The 23701-nt window shown below is 72.0% G+C and carries 22 protein-coding genes; 13 read left to right on the forward strand and 9 right to left on the reverse strand.

The window, feature by feature from the left end; translation table 11 throughout:
• Window positions 1-73: 73 nt before the first annotated feature.
• A complete protein-coding gene (locus LUU90_RS03275) occupies window positions 74-1648 on the forward strand; it encodes a pectate lyase family protein (RefSeq protein WP_275001846.1) in 1575 nt (524 codons plus the stop codon).
• A 74-nt stretch (window positions 1649-1722) separates the two neighbouring features.
• Here the strand turns inward: LUU90_RS03275 and LUU90_RS03280 are convergent, their stop codons facing one another.
• The 3 genes from LUU90_RS03280 to LUU90_RS03290 form a co-directional block, all read right to left on the reverse strand.
• Window positions 1723-3147, reverse strand: coding sequence for a Gfo/Idh/MocA family protein (locus LUU90_RS03280; protein WP_275001847.1), 1425 nt, complete (start codon window positions 3145-3147; stop codon window positions 1723-1725).
• A 105-nt stretch (window positions 3148-3252) separates the two neighbouring features.
• Window positions 3253-4293 (reverse strand): 3-oxoacyl-[acyl-carrier-protein] synthase III C-terminal domain-containing protein, encoded by a 1041-nt coding sequence (locus LUU90_RS03285; protein WP_275001848.1) that lies wholly within the window; start codon window positions 4291-4293, stop codon window positions 3253-3255.
• Between the two features lie 4 nt (window positions 4294-4297).
• Window positions 4298-4912 (reverse strand): SprT-like domain-containing protein, encoded by a 615-nt coding sequence (locus LUU90_RS03290; RefSeq protein ID WP_275001849.1) that lies wholly within the window; start codon window positions 4910-4912, stop codon window positions 4298-4300.
• A 221-nt stretch (window positions 4913-5133) separates the two neighbouring features.
• Here LUU90_RS03290 and LUU90_RS03295 point away from each other — a divergent pair, with 221 nt between their 5' ends.
• On the forward strand, window positions 5134-6012 hold the full coding sequence (locus LUU90_RS03295) for a DUF1963 domain-containing protein (RefSeq protein ID WP_275001850.1): 879 nt from the start codon (window positions 5134-5136) through the stop codon (window positions 6010-6012).
• Here LUU90_RS03295 and LUU90_RS03300 read toward each other — a convergent pair.
• A complete protein-coding gene (locus tag LUU90_RS03300) occupies window positions 6002-8287 on the reverse strand; it encodes an LLM class flavin-dependent oxidoreductase (RefSeq protein ID WP_275001851.1) in 2286 nt (761 codons plus the stop codon). The genes LUU90_RS03295 and LUU90_RS03300 overlap by 11 nt on opposite strands.
• A 117-nt stretch (window positions 8288-8404) precedes the next feature.
• Here LUU90_RS03300 and LUU90_RS03305 point away from each other — a divergent pair, with 117 nt between their 5' ends.
• Entirely contained in the window at window positions 8405-8914 is a 510-nt protein-coding gene (locus LUU90_RS03305; protein ID WP_275001853.1) for a MarR family winged helix-turn-helix transcriptional regulator, read from the forward strand.
• Window positions 8915-9095: 181 nt separating this feature from the next.
• Here LUU90_RS03305 and LUU90_RS03310 read toward each other — a convergent pair whose 3' ends face one another.
• Complete coding sequence (locus LUU90_RS03310; protein WP_275001854.1) at window positions 9096-9794, reverse strand: FadR/GntR family transcriptional regulator; 699 nt, start codon at window positions 9792-9794, stop codon at window positions 9096-9098.
• Between the two features lie 70 nt (window positions 9795-9864).
• Between LUU90_RS03310 and LUU90_RS03315 the strand changes: the two genes are divergently transcribed.
• Genes LUU90_RS03315 through LUU90_RS03325 form a run of 3 tightly spaced genes read left to right on the forward strand, consistent with a single transcriptional unit; the run spans window position 9865 to window position 12970 of the window.
• Window positions 9865-10674 (forward strand): (Fe-S)-binding protein, encoded by an 810-nt coding sequence (locus LUU90_RS03315; protein WP_275001855.1) that lies wholly within the window; start codon window positions 9865-9867, stop codon window positions 10672-10674.
• Entirely contained in the window at window positions 10671-12191 is a 1521-nt protein-coding gene (locus LUU90_RS03320; protein ID WP_275001856.1) for a LutB/LldF family L-lactate oxidation iron-sulfur protein, read from the forward strand. The genes LUU90_RS03315 and LUU90_RS03320 overlap by 4 nt, the downstream gene beginning before the upstream one ends.
• Window positions 12188-12970 carry a LutC/YkgG family protein gene (locus LUU90_RS03325; protein WP_275001857.1) on the forward strand — a complete coding sequence of 261 codons (783 nt, stop codon included), beginning with the start codon at window positions 12188-12190 and terminating at the stop codon, window positions 12968-12970. The genes LUU90_RS03320 and LUU90_RS03325 overlap by 4 nt, the downstream gene beginning before the upstream one ends.
• Before the next feature lie 18 nt (window positions 12971-12988).
• Here the strand turns inward: LUU90_RS03325 and LUU90_RS03330 are convergent, their stop codons facing one another.
• The gene (locus LUU90_RS03330; protein WP_275001858.1) at window positions 12989-13402 is read right to left on the reverse strand and encodes a DUF2000 domain-containing protein; all 414 of its coding nucleotides are present in this window, start codon (window positions 13400-13402) and stop codon (window positions 12989-12991) included.
• Window positions 13403-13452: 50 nt separating this feature from the next.
• Here LUU90_RS03330 and LUU90_RS03335 point away from each other — a divergent pair, with 50 nt between their 5' ends.
• The 7 genes from LUU90_RS03335 to LUU90_RS03365 all read left to right on the forward strand — a co-directional run bounded on the left by LUU90_RS03335 (window position 13453) and on the right by LUU90_RS03365 (window position 21040).
• Entirely contained in the window at window positions 13453-14265 is an 813-nt protein-coding gene (locus LUU90_RS03335) for an AraC family transcriptional regulator (RefSeq protein WP_275001859.1), read from the forward strand.
• A 220-nt stretch (window positions 14266-14485) separates the two neighbouring features.
• Window positions 14486-15142 (forward strand): uridine kinase family protein, encoded by a 657-nt coding sequence (locus tag LUU90_RS03340; protein WP_275001860.1) that lies wholly within the window; start codon window positions 14486-14488, stop codon window positions 15140-15142.
• Between the two features lie 70 nt (window positions 15143-15212).
• Entirely contained in the window at window positions 15213-16418 is a 1206-nt protein-coding gene (locus tag LUU90_RS03345) for a glycosyltransferase (RefSeq protein ID WP_275001861.1), read from the forward strand.
• Between the two features lie 145 nt (window positions 16419-16563).
• Window positions 16564-17715: a LacI family DNA-binding transcriptional regulator gene (locus tag LUU90_RS03350; protein WP_275001862.1), complete on the forward strand. Its 1152-nt coding sequence runs from the start codon at window positions 16564-16566 to the stop codon at window positions 17713-17715.
• A gap of 114 nt (window positions 17716-17829) precedes the next feature.
• A complete protein-coding gene (locus tag LUU90_RS03355; protein ID WP_275002284.1) occupies window positions 17830-18960 on the forward strand; it encodes a Gfo/Idh/MocA family protein in 1131 nt (376 codons plus the stop codon).
• Complete coding sequence (locus LUU90_RS03360; protein WP_425596171.1) at window positions 18957-20183, forward strand: dihydrodipicolinate synthase family protein; 1227 nt, start codon at window positions 18957-18959, stop codon at window positions 20181-20183. The genes LUU90_RS03355 and LUU90_RS03360 overlap by 4 nt, the downstream gene beginning before the upstream one ends.
• Window positions 20180-21040 carry a sugar phosphate isomerase/epimerase family protein gene (locus LUU90_RS03365; protein WP_275001863.1) on the forward strand — a complete coding sequence of 287 codons (861 nt, stop codon included), beginning with the start codon at window positions 20180-20182 and terminating at the stop codon, window positions 21038-21040. Before LUU90_RS03360 ends, LUU90_RS03365 begins: the two co-directional genes overlap by 4 nt.
• Window positions 21041-21194: 154 nt before the next feature.
• On the opposite strand, the gene LUU90_RS03370 is transcribed toward LUU90_RS03365, so the two are convergent.
• From LUU90_RS03370 to LUU90_RS03380, 3 genes are read right to left on the reverse strand one after another with little or no spacing between them, the layout of a single operon-like run.
• A complete protein-coding gene (locus tag LUU90_RS03370) occupies window positions 21195-21884 on the reverse strand; it encodes a DUF624 domain-containing protein (protein ID WP_275001864.1) in 690 nt (229 codons plus the stop codon).
• The gene (locus tag LUU90_RS03375) at window positions 21881-22720 is read right to left on the reverse strand and encodes a carbohydrate ABC transporter permease (protein ID WP_275001865.1); all 840 of its coding nucleotides are present in this window, start codon (window positions 22718-22720) and stop codon (window positions 21881-21883) included. The genes LUU90_RS03370 and LUU90_RS03375 overlap by 4 nt, the downstream gene beginning before the upstream one ends.
• Window positions 22720-23673, reverse strand: coding sequence for a carbohydrate ABC transporter permease (locus LUU90_RS03380; protein WP_275001866.1), 954 nt, complete (start codon window positions 23671-23673; stop codon window positions 22720-22722). Before LUU90_RS03380 ends, LUU90_RS03375 begins: the two co-directional genes overlap by 1 nt.
• Window positions 23674-23701: the final 28 nt, after the last annotated feature.

Below are 23701 nucleotides of genomic sequence, written 5' to 3' on the forward strand. Positions count from 1 at the left end.
AGGCTGACTGGCATCGTGTGAGAAACCGGTTTCCCATCGTCGGGACGACCGGTGTCATGGACGAAGGAGTCACATGCGAACACCACCATCCGCGCATCCGCGCCGAACCGTCGGCCCGACGGCGGAGCGCGCCCTCGCGCTGCCGACCCGCAACCAGTTCAGCCGGTCCCTCGTGCTACCCCTGGCACTGACCGTCGGCATGGCGGGCGCCCTGATCGCCGCCGGGCAGCCGGCTGCGGCCAGCCCTGCCGCGGGGCCGGCGGCCGCCGCCGTCGGCCACGCACCGGACCGGCACCCGAGCCGCGGGCACCGCGCCGACCTGGGCCGCGAGACCATCCGGGCCGACGACGGCTGGGCCGCCTGGTCCGGCCCCACGTTCCCCGACGGTGTGGAGCGGCAGGCCGGACCCACGACGGGCGGGGCGGCGGCCGCGCCGGCCGAGGTGTACGAGGTGGACACCTGGCAGGAGCTGCGGGACGCGCTCGCCGGCCGGGAGGGCGGCAGCCAGACCGACGCGCGTCGCAACGTGACCCCGCGGATCGTCTACGTCACGGGCCCGCTGGACGCCTTCACGGCCCCGGACGGAACCCAGCTGACCTGCGACGACTTCGCGTCACAGGTGACCGTTGGGGACACGGGCGAGCCGTTCTCGATGGACGACTACATCGCGCACTACGACCCGTCCGGGCCGTGGGGCTGGGCCGATCCGGCCGGGCCCCTGGAGGAGGCTCGGGTCCGGGCCGCGAGCCTGCAGGCCGCCCAGACCCAGCAGCACGTCGGCTCGAACGTGACGATCGTGGGCGTGGGCGACGACGCCCAGATCTCCGGTGCGAACCTACGCGTGCGGGACGCGCACAACGTCATCCTGCGGAACCTGCGCTTCTCCGACGGCTATGACTGCTTCCCGCAGTGGGACCCGGGTGACGGGGACACCGGCAACTGGAACTCCGCCTACGACAACGTGTCGCTGTGGACGTCGACCAGCGTGTGGGTGGACCACTCCACGTTCGACGACGGCGCGCACCCCGCCGACTCGCTCCCCGTCGTCTTCGGGCGGCCGTTCGAGGTGCACGACGGCCTGCTCGACATCACTCACGGCTCCGACCTCGTGACGGTGTCGTACAACAGGTTCCTCAGCCACGACAAGACGATGCTGATCGGCTCGTCCGACTCGCGCCTCCAGGACCGTGGGCAGCACCGCGTGACGCTGCACCACAACTACTGGCAGGACATCGGCCAGCGCGCGCCGCGGGTCCGGTTCGGCGACGTGCACGCGTACAACAACTACTACCGGCAGACCCGCCGACAGGCCGAGACGGGCGGGTTCCAGTACTACTGGGGCGCGGGCAAGGAGTCGAGCCTCGTCGTCGAGAACAACGCGGTGACGCTGGCGCGCGGGACCGACCCCGCGCACGTCGTGGGCGCGTACGGCGGCACGATGCTGAGCGAGTCCGGCACCGTGCTGAACGGCCGGCGGGCGGATCTCCTGGCGGCGTACAACGCGACGGCGTCGACACCACTGGCCGACGAGGCCCGCTGGACGCCCTCCGACGCGTACCGGTACCGGCTGCTCCCTGCAGCCGCGGTGCCGTGGGTGGTCCCGGCTGCCGCGGGCGCGGGCGTCCTTGACTCCGACCTCCCCCGGTAGCCGGCAGGGCGCCTGACCAGGGTCTCGACAGGCTCGACCGAAGGTGGTCGGGCCTGTCGAGACCGCGATCGGGGTCAGACGCCCAGGTTCAGGTCCTCGATGCGGACCGGGTCGCCCGTCTCGAGCGAGCGGTTGCCCGCGTAGCCCACCGACGACGCCCGGACGCCGTCGACGTACCCGGCGACCCGGCCCAGCGGGTCCGGCTCCGCGGCCGGTGCGAAGACGCTGGCCAGCAGCAGTGCGTCACCGCCGCCGTGCCCGCCGCCGCCGCGCACGATCGGCCGCTCCTCCGCCCGCTCCCAGTGCCGCTGCACCACGAGGCGTTCTCCGATGGGCCGCACGTCGTCACCCGCGAACACCTCGGTGGCGCTCGGGTCGAGGACCGCCGCGCCGTTGTCACCGAACTCGACCGAGCCACGCTCCACGACCTCGAGCTCCGCCCTGCCGCGCGTACCGTTCACCACCACGCGGTAGCCCTCCCACGGCGCGTGCGCGGTGAGCGAGTAGGTCAGCAGGGCGCCGCCCTCGTACTCGACGACGAGCCCGAGCGTGTCCTCGGTGGTGATCCCGGCGTCGAACACCGACCGGTTGCGCACGTAACCGTCCACGGCCTGGGCCTCGGGCCCGTACAGCGCGGACAGCCACTCGTTCTTCTCGACGGAGAGCTGCCACGGGTCGATGCCGCGCTCGTTCAGCGCGCGCTCGGCCTCGGTGGGCTCGTACTCGGTCTCGTGCGCGCCGTCGTCACCGTAGAAGCGCCGGCCGCCGGTGGCGAAGACGCGCTGCGGCACGCCGTCGATCCACCAGTTGACCAGGTCGAAGTGGTGGCTCGACTTGTGCACGAGGAGGCCACCGTTGTTGACCTTCTCGCGGTGCCAGCGGCGGAAGTAGTCGGCGCCGTGCACGGTGTCGAGGGCCCAGTCGAAGTGCACGGACAGCACCCGGCCGATCTCGCCGCTCGCGATCACCTCGCGCAGCGCGCTGTTGCGGGGCGAGTAGCGGTAGTTGAACGTCGTGACGAGGTCCCGGCCCGTCTCGGCGACGGCGTCCACGATCTCGCGGGCCTGGTCCGCGTGTGCCGCGATGGGCTTCTCCACGACGACGTCGGCGCCGGCCCGGAGCGCACGCGCCACCAGGTCCCCGTGGGTGCGGTCGACCGACGTGACGATCACGCGGTCGACGGAGTGCTCGGCGATCGCCTTCTCGAGGTCGTCCGGCGCGTACACGGGGCGGATGCCCCCGAGCGCCGCCGCCACCCGGGCCTCGTAGGCCGCGGCACGCACGGGGTTGGGCTCCACCCAGGCGACGATCTCCCCGTCCGGCGCGTGCGTACCGATCAGGGCGTTGATGTACATGGACGCGCGGTGCCCCGTTCCGACCACCGCGTAGCGGCGGCGTCCCTCGGGCAGCGGGCCCGACGGCGGCACGGGCTCTTGTGTCGGACCGGTGATCGGCTCAGTGGTCGGCTCAGTGGTCGGCTCAGTGGTCGGCTCGGGCATCGGTGGAGAGCTCCTTCGGTCGTCATCGACGTCGGGTAGGTGGGATGGGACTGAAACGATACGGCGCTCGGAAAGCGCTGTCCATGATCCCTCCCCGCGCCGGGCTCACCGGTCGGGCGTCAGTACCACCTGTCCGGCCCACGCGAACCCGCCGCCGAACCCGAACAGCAACGCGGGCACGCCGGCCGGGATCTTGCCCGCATGCCACCACTTCGACAGTCCCATGGGGATCGACGCCGCCGACGTGTTGCCCGACTCCGTGATGTCCGTGACCACCACCTTGCCCTCCAGCCCGAGGGCTTTCGCCAGCGGCTCGATGATCCGCAGGTTGGCCTGGTGCGCCACCAGCACCTCGATGTCGTCGAGGCCGAGCCCGGACCGGGCGACGATGTCGCGCGCCCGGTCCGCGGCCCGCGTGATGGCCCACTTGAAGACCGCCCGGCCGTCCTGCTGGAACTTCACCTCGGGCACCTCGATCCGCACCGCGGGCGTGAGCTCCGGCTCCGTGCCCCACACCACCGGCCCGACGGCGGGCGAGTCGGCCGCCTGCAGCACCGCCGCACCCGCGCCGTCGGCAGTCAGGATGCACGTCGAGCGGTCGGTCCAGTCCGTGTACGCGGTGAGCTTCTCCGCGCCGATCACCACCGCCGTGCGCGCCGAACCGGTACGGATCGCCTGGTCGGCCACGCCGACCGCGTGCGCGAAGCCGGAGCAGGCCACATTGAGGTCCATCGCCGCAGGGCCCACAACGTTGCGCAGGTCCGGCGCCTCCTCGCCCTCCGGCGTCGAGGCGCCCGGCTGGACCCCGGTGCGCAGCGCGTAGGCCACCCGCCCGGCGGTGTTCGGCGAACGGTCGTCGTTGGTGGCCGTCGCCACGATCACCAGGTCGACCTGGTCGGCGATCACCCCCGCGTCGGCGAGCGCGTGCTCCGCCGCGGCCGTCGCCATGTCGGCGACGGTGACGTCGTCAGCCGCTACGTGACGGGTGACGATGCCGGTGCGCGACCGGATCCATTCGTCGTTGGTCTCGACGAGCTGGGCCACATCATCGTTGGTGAGCGTCTTCGGTGGCTGGTGATGACCGAGACCGATGATGCGTGAGCCGGGAGCACCGGGCGGGAGCGCGATGACGGACGACGTAGCCATGAGGTCAACGTAGCGCGCTGAGGTCGAACGGTTCGACGGTCAGGCCCGGAACCCGCTCCAGGGCCGCCCGCACGATGCGCTCCTCCGCTCCCGGACCCGTCTCCGGCAGCTCGCCCACCTCGCGGAGCGCGCCGCGCAGCTGGGCGTCGTACCGCTCGCCCATCGCCGCGTTGCGGCCCTTGTACGTCCACGCGATGAGATGGGCCAGGGCGAACCGCGGCCCGCACGACCGGCAGGACATGATGCCCTGCGGCCGGCGGAACCGCGTCGTCCTGTGGCCGGCCGGGCACACCCCGACCCAGGGCCCGTCGATGGAGGGGGCGGACGGGTCGACGCACCGCCGGCCCGAGCACCCGATCCGCACTGCCACCTCGCGCCACACCGGCCCGTGCTTCGCTTTCGATCCCGCGAGCGCGTGCGCCACCTCGTGCAGGATCGTGTCCCGCACCTCGCGTTCGTCGTGGATCCGGGTCAGCGGTGCGGAGAGGCTGATACGGCGCTTGCCGTAGCTGCACATCCCGGCGCGCCGGACGGCGTCGTCGAACTCGAATGTCCAGGCCTTCAGGCCGTGCTGGTCCATCAGCTCGCGCGCCAGGCGCGAGGCGGCGACAAGGTTCATGCGTACCCCTGCGGTGATCGTCGTGATTGTGTCCGGCCGTTCCGGACGCTGTCGAACCTACGGGGCTCCACTGACACCCGCGCGAGGTTATCCACAGTTCCGTGCCGCAGGCTCGTCACGTCCGTCGGCCGGCGGAAGGTGCGGCTGCTGCGCGCGCTCGTGACCACGCCCGGCCGGAACCGCGCCCCTCGTCGTCGAGATCCGTGGCACCATCCGGGCCCATGAGTCATCGGGAACAGTTTCGTCGTGCGGCGCTCGCCTCGAACCTTCCGGACGACGAGGTCAGCAGGTTCCTCGGGCACCTCCGGCTGTCGATCAGACTGGGCGGGCTCGCCGGCTCCGACGGCGGCGCACCCGTCGGACGGTTCGGCGGATCACCTCGGCTGCCGGTGGAGGGGGACAGGCAGTCCGACGGGTTCAGCCATCTGCCGTTCATCTTCTCCCTCGACTGTGCGGCGCTGCCGAGGGTCGACGGCTTCGACCTGCCGGTGGACGGCTCGCTGCTGTTCTTCCTGGACCACGAACAGGACCATGAGGCCCCCCGCACCAGAAGCCGGCAGTACGCGCGAGTGGTGCACATACCGGCCGGCACCGAGACCGCGGTCGCAGCGCCCTCGAACCCCGAGCTGGTCGGCGAGCAGTACGACGTCAGCGCGACGCTCGTCGCGTCGCTGCCCGACGGCCTGACGACGGACGAGGAGGACATGACGCTCTTCCAGCAGCAGTTGGCGCGCGAGCTCAGGAGCGACATGCCGCACCTGGACGAGCTCTGCGCTCTGGCCGACGAGCTCTGGCCGTCTTCCGAGGGGCTCCCGAGCGGCTATCTCGGCGGGTACCCGGACGACGAGGTGATCCGGGCCATCGCGGAGCGGATCATCAATGGGCGCGAGCGCGAGAAGATCCGCGAGCGCACCCTCCAGAGAGCGGATTGGCGGTCCCTGGTGAGGGAGGAGCAGCGCCGGGTGACGAACGAGTGGACGTCGCTCGCCACCTTCCTCCTCGACGCCGACCTCTACTTCGGACGTTTCTCGATCCGCCACGACGACCTGGCCGCCGGCCGCCTGGACAAGGCGTTGTCCCTGACCAGGTTCACCGAGTAGAGCTCGGCGGGATCGGGAAGTTGGTCCGGAACACGTTCGACGGGTCGTACGTCGCCTTCACTGCCCGCAGCCTGGTGAACGTCGGCTCGGGGAAGGCCTCCAGCAGCCGCTCGGGCCGGCTGTCGGTATCGAAGGACAGGTAGGAACCGTCCATCACGGGTCCGATCTCCGCGTCCCACGCCCCGTTGAGCCGGTCCTGGTCCGAGGCGAGCGCCGAGAGCGCGAAGTTCTGGTGCCGGTGCGCGTACGCCGTCGCGTCGGGCGCGACGTCGTTCCCGGCGCCGCCGGTCGCCCGGATGGACGTGAAGTACGACTCCCCCGTGGCCAGCAGGCGCTCGATCGCCCGGCTGGTGCTCTGGTCCAGGTGGGTGAGCAGGCCCGAGCGAGCCGAGGGGTCCCCTCCACCCGAGTGGTGGGCGTCCTCCTTCCGCACGACACCCGAGTACGGCAGCAGCTGCGCCTGGTGGCCGAGCAGCGGGCCGGCGTCGGCCAGCAGCTCCAGCTGGGCGATCGCGTCGTCCGGGTCCGTGTCGGCGCCCTCCGCCGCGATCACCGTCATGAGCTGCGCCATCGGCGCCTGACCGCCGCGCCCCGCACCCAGGATCATGAACGAGGTGAGTCCGCGCGGGGCAGCCTCGACGGTGGCGCCCCACTTCTCCAGGAGCCCTGCGGTGTCCGTCGCGTCGAGCGTCATCTGGGAGAAGACGACGTCCCCGACCGCCCCGGCCTCGATCTCCAGCCAGGTCACCACGCCCATGTTCCCGCCGGCGCCGCGCAGTGCCCAGAACAGGTCGGGGTGCTCGTCACGGGAGGCGTGCAGCACGCGTCCGTCGGCCGTGACCACCTCGGCGGCGACCACGTGGTCGATCGTCAGGCCCTGCAGCCGGCCCAGGAAGCCGATGCCACCGGTGGTCCCGAGCCCGCCGACGCCGACACCGCCGTGATCACCCGACGTGATCGCCCAGCCCCGCGGTGCGAGCGCTGCGGCGACCTCGCCCCAGGTGGCACCGGCGCCGATCCGCACACGACGCGTGGCCTCGTCGACCACCTCGACCGACCGCATGCGGTTCATGCCGAGCACGACGCCGCCGTCGTTCGTGGATCGGCCGGAGATCCCGTGCCCGGCCGAGCGGACGGCGAGCTCGACGCCCTGCTTCTGCGCCCAGGCCAGGCCCGATGCGACCTCGTCCGCGTTCCGGGGCCGCAGCACCAGCCCCGGCGCACCGGAACGGAGGTAGTTGTGACGCACCGCCGCGTACTCGCGGTCGCCCGGCTCGACGGCATGTGTCGCGAGCTCCGGCGGGAGCGAGTCGTAGTCGATCCCCGGCCGCCGCGCGGCCAGCGCCACCGCACCACGTCGGGCGTCCGCAGGCACCGTGCCCGCGGAGCGGCGCTCCGCCGCCACGGCCTCCCGCACGGCCGGCGCCACCTCCTGCGCGAACGCCCGGATCTGGTCCGGGTCGTCGCCCATGGCGATGAACCCGCTCACGCCGTCCTCGAGCGCCAGGAGCGTCAGCTCCTCGACCCACTGGTCGGCCGGGCCCTGCAACGGGCCGGACGAACGGTCGGTGATGGCACCGCCCACGTTGAGCAGACGGCGGATCTCGCTCGGCGAGCGGCCCGCCTCCTGTGCGGCCTCGTCGATGGTCGCGTTGCCCCGGGCGAGGTCGCCCTCCTTGAAGTAGGGCAGCGAGGGCAGCCAACCGTCGGCCTTCGTGCCCGTGAGGCGGAGCATCCGCTTCTTGTACGCCCCGAGCCAGATCGGGATGTCGTGCGCGGGGGCCGGGCCACGCTTGGCGCCGTCGACCCGGTGGAACTCTCCCGGCACGCGCAGCGGGGTGCGGTTGGCTGCGTCCCAGATGCCGCGCATGATCTCGATGCCCTCCTCGAGGGCGTCGACGGACTCGGCGGGGGTGCGCCGGGTGGCGCCCATCGCGGCCATCGCGTCCCAGAAGCCGCCCGCACCCACACCCATCTCGAACCGGCCGCCGCTGAGCAGGTCGAGGCTCGCGGCCGACCGCGCCACGAGGGCGGGCTGGCGCATGCCCAGGTTGAGCACGTTCCCGGAGATGTGGATGCGCTCGGTCTGCGCTGCGACCCACGACATCAGGGTCCACGTGTCCAGGAACGACGGCTGGTACGGGTGGTCCTGGAAGGTCACGAGGTCCAGATCGAGCTGCTCCGAGAGCTGGGCGAGCCGGACCGGACCCTGCGGGTCACTGTTGGTGGGGGTGATGAACGTTCCGAACAGCAGCTCGTGCCCGTAGTCGGTCATGCGTGCGGTGTCCCTCGTGTCGCGTCGTCCACCGCGCGGCGCGGCAGATCGTCTGTGCAGAAGATGATATTAGCAACAACTCTTCTTGTTCACCGCACATTCCCGTAGGATGAGGGCATGAGCACCACGCCCACCGAGGCCCGCACGGGTCAGCACTCCTTGTTCGGCTGGTCGCTCGCCGCACTCCTTCGCGAGTGGAGCGCCCGGGTCGACGGCGCGGCCGACGAGCTGCCGCAGGGCACGCGCGGCTATCAGCTGCTCTCAGCGGTGGTGCACGGCAACCTGCCGAGCCAGGCCGCACTCGCCGCGACGCTCGGCATCGACCGGACAGTGATGACCTACCTGGTGGACGCGTTCGAGGAGTGCGGGTTCGTCGAGCGACAGCAGGACCCCGCGGACCGGCGGGCGCGGCGCATCGTGGCCACCGACCGCGGCCGGGAGCTGCTCGCCACCGTGGACGCGCGCGTCGCGGCGGCGGAGGACGATCTGCTCGCCGGGCTGGAGCCCGCGCAGCGCACCCTGCTCCGCGAGCTGCTGGAGCGTGCCGCCACGGGCACCGGTCCGGACGAGGACCCCTGCCGCACGGTGGTCGAGGCCACGGGCGCCCGGCCCGGCCGGGTCGGGTAGACAAGCCGCGGCCCACGGTCCGTGCCGCGTAGGCCGTGAGCCGGGCCGGGTAAGCGCGCCGCGGACGAGGTGCGTTGCTCTACGTAGACAGTGTCCACTCTCGGCAACCCGCCTTGCGGAGGATCGCCCTCCCGGGCCGAGCACCGCCGGCCAAGCACTCACCGACCGAGCGCGGCCGGGCTCAGTGCTCGCCGAGCCCTGCCTCGCGGTAGAAGCCCTCGATGTGCTCGCGCATGAGCCGCTCGGCCTCGGCGCCGTCGTGCCGCGCGACGGCGTCGACGATCGCGCGGTGCTCGGCACAGAGGCGCGCCGCAGTCCTGGGCCACGCCTCGACCGCGTCGGCACCCGTCACCACGTAGGAGGCGACGGCGGCCCGCATGCCGCTCAGGATCGCCTCCACGAGCTGGTTCCCGCCCAGGCGGACGAGCTCGATGTGGAAGTCCTGGTCGTGCTCCACGAAGGCGGTGACGTCGAGGTCCGGTGCGGCCATCGCCTCGACGTGCGCGCGCACCCGGGCGAGCGCGGCGTCGTCGGTGACCCGGGCGGCGGCGTCGCGCACGGCGCCCGCCTCGAGCAGCACGCGCGTGCGGACGACGTCGGACACGGGCAGCGTGCCGGACGCCACGTGCAGCCGCACCGCCGCACCGAGACCGGCCGCGGGGCGGTCGATCAGGGTGGCACCCGCGCTCGGACCCGAGCCGACGGCGGTGCGCACGATGCCCATCGCCTCCAGGATGCGGATGGCCTCACGCACCGACGGGCGGGACACGCCCAGCTCCTCGGCGAGCGCCCGCTCCGCCGGGAGCCGCTCGCCGATGGACCACTTGCCAGCGCTCAGGCCTGTCTCGATCCGGGCCAGGACGCGCTCGTGGGTTCTCACCGGGCGAGTGTACTTCTGTGGTCTGTCCACAGTGGGCTAGGGTGAGGTCAGACCTCGAAGGAGAGTGCCCATGCGCATAGCCCTGGCGGCCACCTGCATCGCTGACGCCATGTTCCCGCAGGCCCCGAGGGCCGTCGTGACGCTCCTGGAGCGCCTGGGCCACGAGGTGGTCTTCCCGGCCGGGCAGGCGTGCTGCGGCCAGATGCACGTCAACACCGGCTATCTCGCCGACGCCGTGCCGGTGGTCCGGAACCACGTGCGCACGTTCGCGCCGGTGGCCGACGGCGAGTGGGGCGCCGTCGTCGTGCCGTCCGGTTCGTGCACGGGGTCGATCCGGCACCAGCAGTCGATGGTCCTGGAGCGCGCCGGCCTGCACTCCGAGGCACGCGCCGCGAGCGCCGTCGCCGAGCGCACCTACGAGCTGTCCGAGCTGCTGGTCGACGTGCTCGGCGTGACCGACGTCGGCGCGTGGTTCCCGCACCGCGTCACCTACCACCCCACCTGCCACTCGCTGCGGATGCTCGGTGTCGGCGACAAGCCCGAGCGGCTCCTGCGGGCCGTCGAAGGGCTGGAGCTCGCGCCGCTCGCGGAGGCCGAGGGCTGCTGCGGGTTCGGTGGGACGTTCTCGCTGAAGAACGCGGACACGTCCGCGGCGATGCTCGAGGACAAGGTGGCGACCGTCGTGGACACGGGAGCCGAGGTGCTCACCGCGGGTGACTGGTCGTGCCTGATGCACATCGGGGGCGGCCTCTCGCGCGGTGGCACCGGCGTACGTCCCATGCACCTGGCGGAGATCCTCGCCTCCACGCGGGAGTCGCCGGTCGTGCCGGGGCACCCGGGATCCGGCCGTTCCGGAGCCGCGGCGGAGGTGGCCCGATGAGCACGTTCCTGGGCATGCCCGCCGCACGTGACCGCCGCGGACCGGGCCCCGATGCCGCCCCGGGATCCCTGTCGGGCGTGGGGCGCCCGGAGGACCCGCTGCACTGGGGTGCCTCGTTCCCCGACGCCGCGAAGGCAGCGCTGGACAACGGCCAGCTGCGTCGCAACCTGGGCAAGGCGACGTCGACCATCCGGACCAAGCGGGCCCGGGTGGTCGGCGAGGTGCCCGACTGGGAGGCGCTGCGCGACGCAGGGTCCGCCGTGAAGACGGACGTCATGGCGCGCCTGCCGGAGCTGCTCGAGGAGCTCGAGCGCAACGTCACCGCCCGCGGCGGGGTGGTGCACTGGGCACGGGACGCCGCCGAGGCCAACCAGATCGTCGCCGACCTCGTACGCGCCAAGGACACCGACGAGGTGGTCAAGGTGAAGTCCATGGCCACCCAGGAGATCGGGCTCAACGAGGCGCTCGCCGAGGAGGGCATCGCGGCGGTCGAGACGGACCTGGCGGAGCTCATCGTGCAGCTCGCCGACGACATGCCGTCGCACATCCTGGTGCCGGCCATCCACCGCAACCGCACCGAGATCCGCGACATCTTCCTGGAGCGGATGGCGGACGCCCCGCCGGACCTGACGGACGTGCCGCGCGAGCTCGCCATGGCGGCCCGCGCGCACCTGCGGCGCAAGTTCCTCTCGGCGAAGGTCGCGATCAGCGGCGCCAACTTCGCCGTCGCGGACACCGGGACGCTCGCCGTGGTCGAGTCCGAGGGCAACGGCCGCATGTGCCTGACGATGCCCGAGACCCTGATCACCGTGATGGGGATCGAGAAGCTGATCCCGACGTTCGATGACCTCGAGGTGTTCCTCCAGCTGCTGCCGCGATCCTCGACGGGCGAGCGCATGAACCCGTACACGTCGATGTGGACGGGCGTGACGCCGGGCGACGGGCCGCAGGAGTTCCACCTCGTGCTGCTCGACAACGGCCGTACCAAGGTGCTCGCCGACGAGGCCGGCCGCTCGGCGCTGCACTGCATCCGCTGCTCGGCCTGCCTGAACGTCTGCCCCGTGTACGAGCGGGTGGGCGGTCACGCCTACGGCTCGGTCTACCCCGGCCCGATCGGTGCGATCCTCACGCCGCAGCTCACCGGCGAGGAGTCGGACCTGCCATATGCCTCGACGTTGTGCGGCGCGTGCTACGAGGTGTGCCCCGTCAAGATCGACATCCCGTCGATCCTGGTGGAGCTGCGCGCCCGCGAGGTGTCGCTGACGGCGGGCTCGTCCGGCCACACCGCCGACCGGGTGTGGAGCGCGGCCATGAAGGCGGCGTCCTTCGCCATGGCGGACGGCGCACGGTTCCGCCGCGCCGCCCGCGTACCGCGGCTGCTGCGCGCCATCTCGCGCAACGGCGTCATCAGGAAGCTGCCGTTCCCCGGCTCCCTGTGGACGCGGTCGCGGGACCTGATGGAACCGCCCCGGCAGACGTTCCGCGACTGGTGGGACGGACGAGAGGATCAGCGATGAGCGACACCAAGGCAGAGATCCTCTCGCGCATCCGCGGCGCGCTCGGTTCGGACGGCAGCTCGGCCGGCGCCACCGGAGTTGCGGGAACGGCTGGCGCGACAGGGACTGCCGGTACGACCGCGGCCCCGGTGGCGGTGCCCCGGGAGTACCGGTCCGCCGGTGAGCACGCCCCCGGCTCCGACGCCGTGCTGGAGCTGCTGATCGACCGGCTGGTGGACTACAAGGCCGAGGTGCACCGCACGACCCCGGAGGACCTCCCAGACCTGCTGGCAGGGTTGGTGACACAGCGGTCGGCAGAACGTCAGGAGGTCGGCAGCTCGGACTACCGATCACCTGACGTTCTACCGACCACCCCGGCTACCCCGCGCGGTGCCGTCGTCGTGCCGCACGGGATCGACCAGGGTTGGGTTTCTGCCATGGGTGGGGTCGACGTGCGGGTCGACTCGCGCGACGCCCCCCTGTCGGCGGCCGAGCTGGACGGGATGGACGCCGTCGTGACCGCCGCGCGAGTGGCCGTCGCCGAGACCGGGACGATCGTGCTGGACGGCGAGCCCGACCAGGGCCGGCGCGCGATCTCCCTGGTCCCCGACGTGCACGTGTGCGTGGTCCGGACCGACCAGGTGGTGCAGACCGTCCCCGAGGCGGTGCGCCTGCTGGGCACCGACCCCGGCCGGCCCCTGACCTGGATCAGCGGGCCCAGCGCGACGAGCGACATCGAGCTCGAACGCGTCGAGGGCGTGCACGGCCCCCGGACCTTGCACGTGGTGCTGGTGTCCTGAAGCCGCCCGGACGTCGGGTCAGGGGTGCAGGGCCGCGCCCTTGACCACCTTGTCCACGACCCGGCGCTCGCCGGCGACCGCGACGCCCACCAGGTCGAGCTTCTCCGTGGCGACGCTCGCGACGGCGGCCCGGTTGTCGACGTCGTTCCCCGTGGCGAACAGGTCGGCCGTGTAGACGCCGATGCGCAGGCCCCGGGTGGCGGCGCGCTCGCGAATCGTGGCGAGCCGGTCGCCGTCGGCCACCATGACCATCACCGGCGTGCCGAGCATCGGGAGGTACTCGTGCCCGTCGGCGTCGCGGTACATGTCGCCGACCAGCTCCGGGTACGCGGCGGTCACGGCGCTGGCGAGGAAGGCGGTCACGTTGTTCTCCTGCCAGCCCAGCAGGTCGTCGCGCAGGACGATCACGATCTTGGCTTGTTCGAAAGTCATACCGCTCACACTGCGGCCGCGGGCGGGCCGAGTTCTTGTACGTTCTTGACATGCCTTCGCTCGCCGCCGACTCGGACGTCGTGCGCGCCTGGCGGCCCGGGGTGCCCGGCGTCGCCGAGGTGCTGCACGCCGCGTGGCACGAGCACGCCTACCCGGCCCACACCCACGACACGTGGACGGTGCTCGTCGTCGACCACGGCCTGATCGGGTACGGCCTGGACGGCCAGGAGCACGCGGCACAGCACTCCGGGGTGACCGTGCTGCCGCCCGGCGTGGTGCACGACGGGCGGTCGGTCACCGCTACCGGCTTCCGCAAGCGCGTCGTCTACCTGGAGCCCACGCTGCTCGACGACGGCCTGGTCGGGCGCGCCGTCGACGCCCCGCTCGTGCTCGACGACGCGCTCCGCGCCCGCTTCGTCGGCCTGGACCGGGCGCTCACCGTCCGTGAGGACCTCGCGGCCGAGAGCCTGCTCGCCCTGGTCACGGAGGGCCTGGCCTGGCATCTCTCCGGCCGCCCGACGCCGCCGCGCGAACCCGCCACCGGCACCACCGCGCGGCGCGCCCGCGACCTGCTCGACGCCGACCCCGCCCAACCGATCCGGCTGGCCGAGGTCGCCACCGAGCTCGGCGTCACGGTGCCGCACCTGGTGCGCGCGTTCACCCGCGAGCTCGGCCTCCCGCCCCACCGGTACCTCGTGGGGCGGCGACTGGACATGGCGCGGCGGCGGCTCCTGGCCGGCGAGCCCGCCGCCGACGTCGCCGTGGCCACCGGGTTCCACGACCAGGCGCATCTGACCCGGCACTTCTGCCGCCTCCTGCGCACCACCCCGGGCCGCTACGCGCGCGGCGCCGGCGCGGCCTGAGCTCGACCTGCCGCCCGCACGCCCGCATCCCGCCGCCGCCCGGTATCCGCCGCCCGCCACCGGCCGCCCGCCGCCCGCCGTCCGCTCCTTCGAGGTCCAGGTTTCTCCGCTCTGAACCGATTCAAGAGCGAGAAACCTAGGCCTCGAAGGGGAGATCTCACACGCTCCCGGGCCGTCGACCGGGCGCGTGCTGCCGTCGGCTCCGGGAGAATGGCCTCTCGTGACCGATCCAGCGCCCGAGCCCACCCTCTTCGACCTGCCGCCGGGTGCCCGGCGCCCTCGGGCACGGGTAGTGCTGCTGACCGGTCCGTCGGGCTCCGGCAAGACGTCGCTCACGCGCAGGCTCGGCCTGCCGGTCGTCCAGCTCGACGACTTCTACCTGGACATCGACCATCCAGGCCTGCCGCAGCGGTACGGCAGCGTGGACTGGGACAGCCCGAAGACCTGGGACGCCAAGGGCGCGCTCGCCGCGCTGCAGGAGCTGACGACGGAGGGCCGCGCCGACGTCCCCGTCTACGACATCCCGACCTCGCGCCGGACGGGGATGCGGCGGCTCGACATCGGCGACTCGCCGCTCATCCTCGCCGAGGGCATCTTCGCGGCGCACCTCGTCGACGAATGCCGCGCCGAGGGCCTGCTGGCGGACGCCATCTGCCTCTCCCGGCCGCGGCTCGTCACCTTCTGGTTCCGGTTCCTCCGGGACGTCGCCGAGGCGCGCAAACCGATCGGCACATTGTTACGCCGCGGGACCTCGCTCCTGCGCGCCGAGCCTGCGATGATCGAGCGGTGGGTTGCGCTGGGCTGTCGCGAGACCTCGCCCGCCCAGGCGGAGAAGGACATCCGCAGCCTGCTTGCGCAAAAGTCCTCGAACACGTAATCCACGCGTAACCGAATTGCCATGTACCCCACATGCATGGGGCTCACTCTGGGCACAGGAGGTGGTGTCTGTGATCCAGCGCAATGGCTTGCGTGTGCTCTCGCTGTACGAGGGCTTCTTCAGCGGCGGGGCTCGTGTCCTGCACTCGACAGTGGTCGCCGGTCTGCATCAGGGCGGCCGTCAGCAGCATTCTGTGCTGAGCCTGCACCACGAGGTCCGTCGTGAGGCCACCCTCCAGCGGATGGAGGACGACCCCCGGTACCGCGCGCTGCGCGCCGCGGGTGTCCGCATCGGCTCCCTCGGGCGCAGCACCGAGGCGGGGCACGATCCGCGTGTCTTCAGCGAGCACGAGCTCGAGGCCGCCGTCCGACAGGTCAAGAGCTCCCACGTGGTGCTGTCACTCAAGGAGCAGCCGCTCCGGCTCGTGAACCAGGACGCGTTCCCGAACCGTCCGGTCATCGCCTGCCTGCACCGGTCCGACCCCGAGCACCAGGGCGACGCCCTCGGCGACCTGCTGACGGCGGCGGACCGCGGCCGGCTCGCCGCCGTCGTCTGCTGCGCGGAGTCCACCCGGGACGCGTACCGCGAGGCCGGCGTGCCCGCGGACCTGCTCCGCGTGGTGCCGAACGGCATCAATCTCGCCCGGTTCCGGCCCGTCCAGGGTGCGCGCCGACTCGCCCTGCGGGGCGCCGCCGGGATACCCACCGACGCGACGGTCGTCGTCTACGCCGCGCGGTACGACGAGATGAAGAACCCCGAGCTCTTCCTCCGGTCGGCCCGCACGTTCCTCGAGCTGGAGCCCGACGGCCACGTCCTGATGTGCGGCGCCGGCATGACGGCGGCCAACCCGAGCCTGCGGGACGACCTCGCCCGCATCTTCGGCGACCGGCCGGACCTGCTCGCGCACCTGGATCTGCTGGGTGTGCGCCACGACATGGAGCTGATCTACGCGACGGCCGACGTCGTGGCCCTCACCTCGACGTTCGGCGAGGCCGCGCCGCTGTGCCTCATCGAGGGCTCGATGTGCGGGGCGGTCCCGGTCACCACCCACGTGGGCGACGCGCCGTCGATCGTGGACCGCATCGGGTTCGTGACGTCGTTCGAGCCCGCCGAGATCGCGGCCACCTGGATCGAGGCCGCGGCCCGGCGCGCGGAGCTGGAGTCGGCGCGGACCGCCGTCCGGCCCCGGTTCAGCCACGTCCGGATGATCGCCGGCTACTCGACGATCATCGAGCGCACCCACCGCGACGCGACCATCAGGCCGGCGCGCGTCTAGCGGCCGGCGCGCGCGTGCAGCGGACCCGCCACGGTGGTCGGCAGAACGTCAGGTGGTCGGCATTCCGGAATGCCGACCACCTGACGTTCTGCCGATCAGCCCGCATCGGTCCCCGCCTGCCCCGCGGACACGGCAGGATGACCTCATGTCCGACGGCCCCGTCACCCTCAGCCAGGTCGCCCGTGAAGCCGGCGTCTCGCTCGCGACGGCCTCGCGCGCGATCAACGGGAGCGCCACCCGCAGCGTCCGCGAGGACCTGCGCGAGCGCGTCCTGGAGACCGCGCGGCGCCTCGACTACTCACCCGACCCCAGCGCGCAGGCCATGGCCCGCGGCCGCACCACGGCGCTCGGGCTCGTGGTGCACGACATCGCCGACCCGTACTTCTCCACCATCGCGGCCGGCGTCGCACGCGCCGCCGAGCGCGAGGGCCTCATCGTCACGCTCGCCTCCACGGAGCACAGCCCGGAGCGAGAGCTCGCCTTCGTCGAGCTGGCCCGGCGGCAGCGGTCACGCGCGATCATCCTCGCGGGCGGTCGCCTCGCCCCGGACGACGGCGGTTCCACCGATGCGGGCGACGCCGATCCGGCGAGCCCGGTACCCGGCATCGAGGCAGGCTCGACGACGGACCGGTCTCGCGGCGGCGGCCCGATCTCGGATGCGCTCGAGGCGGCCCTGAAGGCGTTCCGGGACGCCGGGGGCGGGGTGGCGCTGATCGGTCAGCCGGTGGACGACCTCCCCGTCGTCAAGGTCGCGAACGCCGACGGGGCCGCCGACCTCGCCCGCGCCCTGCACGGACTGGGCTACCGCCGGTTCGCCGTGCTCGCCGGCCCGACGGGCCACCGCACGGCGGCCGACCGCACGGACGGTTTCACCGGGGCGCTGGCCGACCTCGGCAGCGCTCCTCCACCCGAAGACATCCTGACCTGCGCCTTCACCCGCGACGGCGGGTACTCCGCCATGGCCGCGCTGATCGAGCGGTCGGGCGCGGGTGCGCCGTCGGGCCGCGCAGGCCACCTGCCCGAGCTCGTGTTCGCCGTCAACGACGTCATGGCGGTCGGCGCCATGGCCGCCGTCCGCGACGCAGGCCTGAGCGTGCCGGACGACGTCGCGGTGGCCGGGTTCGACGACATCCACACCCTCCGCGACGTCACGCCGGGCCTCACCACGGTGCGGATCCCGCTCGCGGAGATCGGGGCGCTGGCCACCGACCTGGCGCTCGGCCGCTCGGGCCAGGGGGACGCGCGGGTGCGTGGCGAGGTCGTGCTCCGCGAGTCGACGCCGGAGCGCACCCGGTAGCACGCCCCGGCGGCCCCGTATGTACTCCCCGCCGACCGTGCGCTACGCTCATTGGGAAAGCGCATTCCCAGCCACGACGATGGAGTCCCGCCCGTGACCACACTTCGCATCGCCATGAACGGCGTCACCGGCCGCATGGGTTACCGTCAGCACCTCGTGCGCTCGATCCTGCCGATCCGCGACCAGGGTGGCGTCACGCTCCCCGACGGTTCCCGGGTCCAGGTCGAGCCCGTGCTGGTGGGCCGCAACGCGGACAAGCTCAAGGAGCTCGCCACGCTGCACGACGTCGAGCACTGGACCACCGATCTCGACACGGCGATCACGGACGCGGACATCGTGTTCGACGCCGCCATGACGAACCTGCGCCCGGCGACGCTCAGCAAGGCGATGAAGCAGGGCAAGCACGTCTACACCGAGAAGCCGACGGCGGAGACCCTCACCGAGGCCATCGAGCTCGCGCGTCTCCAGGCCGAGACGGGCGTGACCGTCGGCGTCGTGCACGACAAGCTGTACCTGCCGGGCCTCGTGAAGCTGCGCCGCCTCGTGGACGAGGGCTTCTTCGGCCGCATCCTCTCGCTGCGCGGCGAGTTCGGCTACTGGGTGTTCGAGGGCGACACGCAGCCCGCCCAGCGCCCCTCGTGGAACTACCGCAAGGAGGACGGCGGTGGCATGACCACCGACATGTTCTGCCACTGGAACTACGTGCTCGAGGGCATCCTCGGCCAGGTCCGGTCGGTGACGGCCAAGACCGTCACGCACATCCCGACGCGCTGGGACGAGTCCGGCAAGGAGTACGCCGCGACCGCCGACGACGCCGCGTACGGCATCTTCGACGTCACCACCCCGGGCGGGGACGACGTCGTGGCGCAGATCAACTCGTCCTGGGCCGTGCGCGTGTTCCGCGACGAGCTCGTCGAGTTCCAGGTGGACGGCACGCACGGCTCCGCCGTCGCAGGCCTGCGCGAGTGCCGCGCCCAGCACCGCTCGCACACGCCCAAGCCCGTCTGGAACCCGGACCTGCCGGTCACCGAGCCGTTCCGCGACCAGTGGCTCGACGTCCCCGCGAACGCCGACCTCGACAACGGGTTCAAGCTGCAGTGGGAGGAGTTCCTGCGCGACGTCGTCGCCGGGCGTCCGCACCGGTACGACCTGCTGTCGGCGGCGCGCGGCGTGCAGCTCGCCGAGCTCGGCCTGCAGTCCTCCGCGGAGGGCCGTCGCCTCGACATCCCGGAGATCACGCTGTGAGCGCGGCGGTGATCCTCCCCCGGTTCGACGCCGAGGGCCGCGTCACGGGCTCGGAGGCGATCGAGCTGAGCGCCCCCGGACCCTGGACGACGCCGTCACGGCCCATCGAGTCCCGCGTCGCCTTCGCGGCGGCCCACGTGGTGCCGCAGATCGGGGCGGAGAACGTCCCGGGTGCGCCCGCCGTCGTCGACTGGGACTCCACGCTCGCCTACCGGCACCGGATCTGGGAGCACGGGCTCGGCGTCGCCGACGCGATGGACACCGCGCAGCGCGGCATGGGACTGGACTGGGCGGCGACGCAGGAGCTCGTGCGGCGCTCCGCGGCCGAGGCCGCCTCCGTGGGCGCGCGCGTCGCGTGCGGGGCGGGCACCGACCAGCTCTCCCCCGACGTGGTGGCCGCGCTGGAGCCGGGCGACGCCGGCCTGGCCGCGGTGGCCGACGCCTACCGCGAGCAGGTGCACCTGGTGCAGGACGCCGGGGCGCAGGTCATCGTCATGGCCTCCCGCGCGCTGGCGAAGGTCGCCCGCGGGCCCGAGGACTACGCCCGGGTGTACGACGCCGTCCTCGCCGACGCCGAGCAGCCGGTCATCCTGCACTGGCTGGGCACCATGTTCGACCCGGCGCTGGCCGGCTACTGGGGTTCGGACTCCGTGGACGACGCCACGGCGACGTTCCTCGACCTGATCCGCGCCCACCAGCCCCGCATCGACGGCGTCAAGGTCTCCCTGCTCGACGCCGCCCACGAGGTGGGCCTGCGCCGGTCGCTGGCCTCGCTGCCGCCGTCGGACGCGGGGACGAGGCCCCGGCTCTACACCGGTGACGACTTCAACTACCCCGAGCTCATCGCGGGCGACGAGCAGGGCCACTCGGACGCGCTGCTCGGCATCTTCGCGGCGATCTATCCGGCCGCGTCCACGGCGCTGCAGGCGTTCGACGCCGGCGACGCCGAGGGCGGGCACAAGATCCTCGCCTCGACCGAGGCGCTGGGCCGGCACATCTTCGCCGCGCCCACGTACTACTACAAGACGGGGATCGCGTTCCTGTCCTGGCTCAACGGCTTCCAGCCCGGGTTCTCCCTGGTGGGCGGCCTGCAGTCCGGGCGGTCGCTGCGCCACCTGGTCGAGCTGGCCCGCCTGGCCGACGGTTGCGGCATGCTGCTCGACCCGCCCCTTGCCGCCGCCCGCCTCCGGGCGTTCCTGACGACGAACGGGGTGACCGCATGAGCCGGGCCTCGCTGAACACCGCCACCGTGAAGCACGCCTCGCTCGCCGAGGCGTGCGAGGCGGCGGCCACCGCCGGCTTCGGCGCCGTGGGGCCGTGGCGCAACCTGGTGCAGGACGTCGGGGCGCCGCAGGCCGCCCGCATCATCTCCGACGCAGGGCTGCGGGCTTCTTCCCTGTGCCGCGGGGGGTTCCTCACCGCGGCGGACGACGCCGGGATCCGCGCCGCGCTCGACGACAACAAGCTGGCCATCGAGGAGGCCGCGACGATCGGCACCTCGGAGCTGGTGTTCGTCGTCGGCGGGCTGGTGGGCTCGACACCGGGCGGCGCTCCGGCGTCGGACGTGGACCGGGACCTCGTCGCCACACGCGGCCGGGTCGCGGACCGGATCGCCGACCTCGTGCCGTTCGCCGCCGAGCACGGTGTGCGGATCGTGCTCGAGCCGCTGCACCCGATCTTCGCCGCCGACCGGGCCGTGATCTCGACGCTCGCGCAGGCGCTGGACCTGGCGGCTCCGTTCGCGGCGGCCGAGGTGGGCGTCGTCGTCGACACGTACCACGTGTGGTGGGACCCGGCCCTGCGCAAGTCCATCGCGCGCGCCGGTCGGGAGGACCGCATCGCGTCGTACCAGGTGTGCGACTGGGTGCTGCCGCTCGCGGCGGAGCCGCTGAACTCGCGCGGGCACGTGGGCGACGGGTACATCGACTTCGCGACGGTCACGGGCTGGGTGCGGGACGCCGGCTACGTCGGCGACATCGAGACCGAGATCTTCAACGAGGAGATCTGGTCCCGCCCGACGGCGGAGACCGCCGCGACGGTGCTGGACCGGTACGAGAAGCACGTGGCCCCGCACCTCTGAGAGGCCTCTGAGGCCCCTCTGAGGAGCACCCCTTCGAGGTCTAAGTTTCTCCGCTCTGAAACGTCTCAGAGCGGAGAAACTTAGACCTCGAAGGGGACTGGGCGAGCGACCGAATGCAACGGGACGCGCGGCCGACGGAACGGGGCGAGCCGGCCTACCTCGTCGGGCGGAGGGTGTAACGGCAGATGCCCCACACCGCGTACAGCAGGGGCGCCGCGGCGAAGCCGACGCCGACCACCGGGCGCGCCGCCACCACCGACACGAGCAGCACGAGCACGAGCAGCGCTCCCGCCGAGAGGTACCAGCGCCGTGCGCCGAGCACGAGGGCCCCGAGGAGCACGTCGCGCAGGCGGGCGCCGGGCAGGTCGGGCACAGCGGCCAGGGCGAGCACCGCCGTCAGCACGGCCCCCACCGCGAGGGTCACCAGCACGGGGATCACCACCGCGCCGACGGTGCGGCCCCAGAAGAACACCACGTCGACGGCGACCACGACGACGGCGCCCGTGGCCAGCGCCCCGATCGCCAGGCCCCGCCGCAGGTGCCGGCGCCAGGCGCGCACGAAGGTGCGCACGACCGCCGTCGACCCCTCGGAGCTGAAGGCGGCGAAAACCGCGAAGGCAGCGGACAGGGCCGGCCCGAGCAGCGGCGCCACCAGGGCGAGGTACGGCCACGTGACGCCGGGGTCCGTCGCCGCGACCAGCACCACGAGGGGCAGGCAGGCGACCGCCAGGAGCACGTTCGTCATCAGCCCCGTGTAGACCGTGCCGAACACCATCTCGTAGGTGTCCGGCCCGATGAGCGGCCGGCGCCGCGGGGCGGCACCCGCCGCGCCCACGGCACTCATCCCTTCACACCCGTCGTCGCGATGCCCTGGACGAAGTAGCGCTGGCCGAGCAGGAAGATGAGCGCGATCGGCAGCACCGACAGCACCGAACCCGTCATGATCAGCGCGTGCTCGGCGTTGTACTCGCCGATGAACGACTGCAGACCGAGCTGGATGGTCCACAGCGGGCGCTCACGCAGGTAGATGAGCGGACCGAGGTAGTCGTTCCAGGTCTGGACGAACGTGATGATCGTCAGCGACGCCAGAGCGGGCACGGACAGCGGGATGATGATGCGCCACCAGATCCCGTACTCGGAGAGGCCGTCGATCCGCGCCGCCTCCGACAGCGAGTCGGGGATGGACTCGTAGTACTGCTTCATGAGGAACACACCGAAGGCACCGAACGCCTGCAGCAACATGATCGCCCACAGGGTGTTGTTGAGCCCCCAGCTCGAGAGCATCTGGAACTGCGGGATCATGTAGGACTGCCAGGGCACCGCGATGGTCCCGATGTACAGCAGGAACAGCACGTCCCGGCCGGGGAAGCGCATCTTGGCAAAGCCGTAGGCGGCGAAGCTGCCGGTCAGCACCTGCAGGAAGGTCACGGCGACGGACACGACGAGGGTGTTGCGCACCCACGTGACCATGTCGGCCTTGACCCAGATGTCGATGTAGTTGCTCCACTGCACGGGGTCCGGGATCCACTGCACCGGCGCCGTGAACACCTGGTTGTTCAGCTTCAGCGACGAGATGACCATCCAGGCGAACGGCAGCATGATGCCGGCGGCCGCGACGATCATCGTGACGTAGAGCAGGACGCGGCCGAACCGCCGGAACGGGGACGTGCGGGCGGTCATCAGGCATCCCTCCGCTTGTTGTAGAGGAACTGCACCACGGTCACGAGGATGCAGATGAGGAACAGGACGACGGCGATGGCCGAGGCGTACCCGAACTGGAACTGTTCGAAGCCCTTTTGATAGATGTACTGGCTCAGCACGAGGGTCGCCTGCCCCGGCCCGCCGTCGGTCATGACGAGGATCAGGTCGAACACCTTCAGGCTCTGGATGGTGACCATGACGGTCACGAAGAACATCGTGGGCCGCAGGCACGGCAGCGTGACGTTCCAGAACCGCTGCCAGGCACCCGCGCCGTCGATCCGGGCGGCCTCGTGCAGCTCGGTCGGCACGGTCTGCAGGCCCGCCAGGAACAGGAGCATGTAGTAGCCCATGTCCTTCCAGGTGCCCACGATGATGACGGCGGGCATCGCCCAGTCCTTGGAGACCGTCCAGCCGGGCAGGTCTCCCCCGACGAACATGCCAAGGAACTGGTTGATCGGCCCGAACTCGGGGCTGAACAACATGTTCCACACCACGGCGACCGCGACGATCGACGTGATGTACGGGAAGAAGGCCACCGTGCGGAAGAACGCGGCGCCACGCAGCTTCTGGTTGAGCAGCAGCGCGAGCGCGAGCGACACGATGATGGTGATCGGGATGTGCAACGCCGCGTAGTAGAGCGTGTTGCCGAGCGCGATGTGGAAGCTCTTGTCGCCCACCAGCCGCGCGAAGTTCTCGAGGCCGACCCACTCGGCAGTCCCGAAGATGTTCCAGTTCGTCAGGGACATGTAGAAGAGCGTGATCACCGGTGTCAGGGTGAGCACCGCGAAGCCGAGGAAGTTCGGCAGGATGAACGTCCAGCCGATCAGCGCGTTGCGCACCTTGAGCGAGGTGCGCGGCTTCCTGAGCGGCCGGGAGGGCTCCGGCTGCGAGAACCCTAGGGTCCGCTGGTTGCCGACGACCGGTGTCGTCATGGGGGATATCTCCTCTGGAAAACGGGAT

It is taken from the genome of Promicromonospora iranensis, from assembly GCF_028994775.1.
Lineage (GTDB): Bacteria > Actinomycetota > Actinomycetes > Actinomycetales > Cellulomonadaceae > Promicromonospora > Promicromonospora iranensis_A.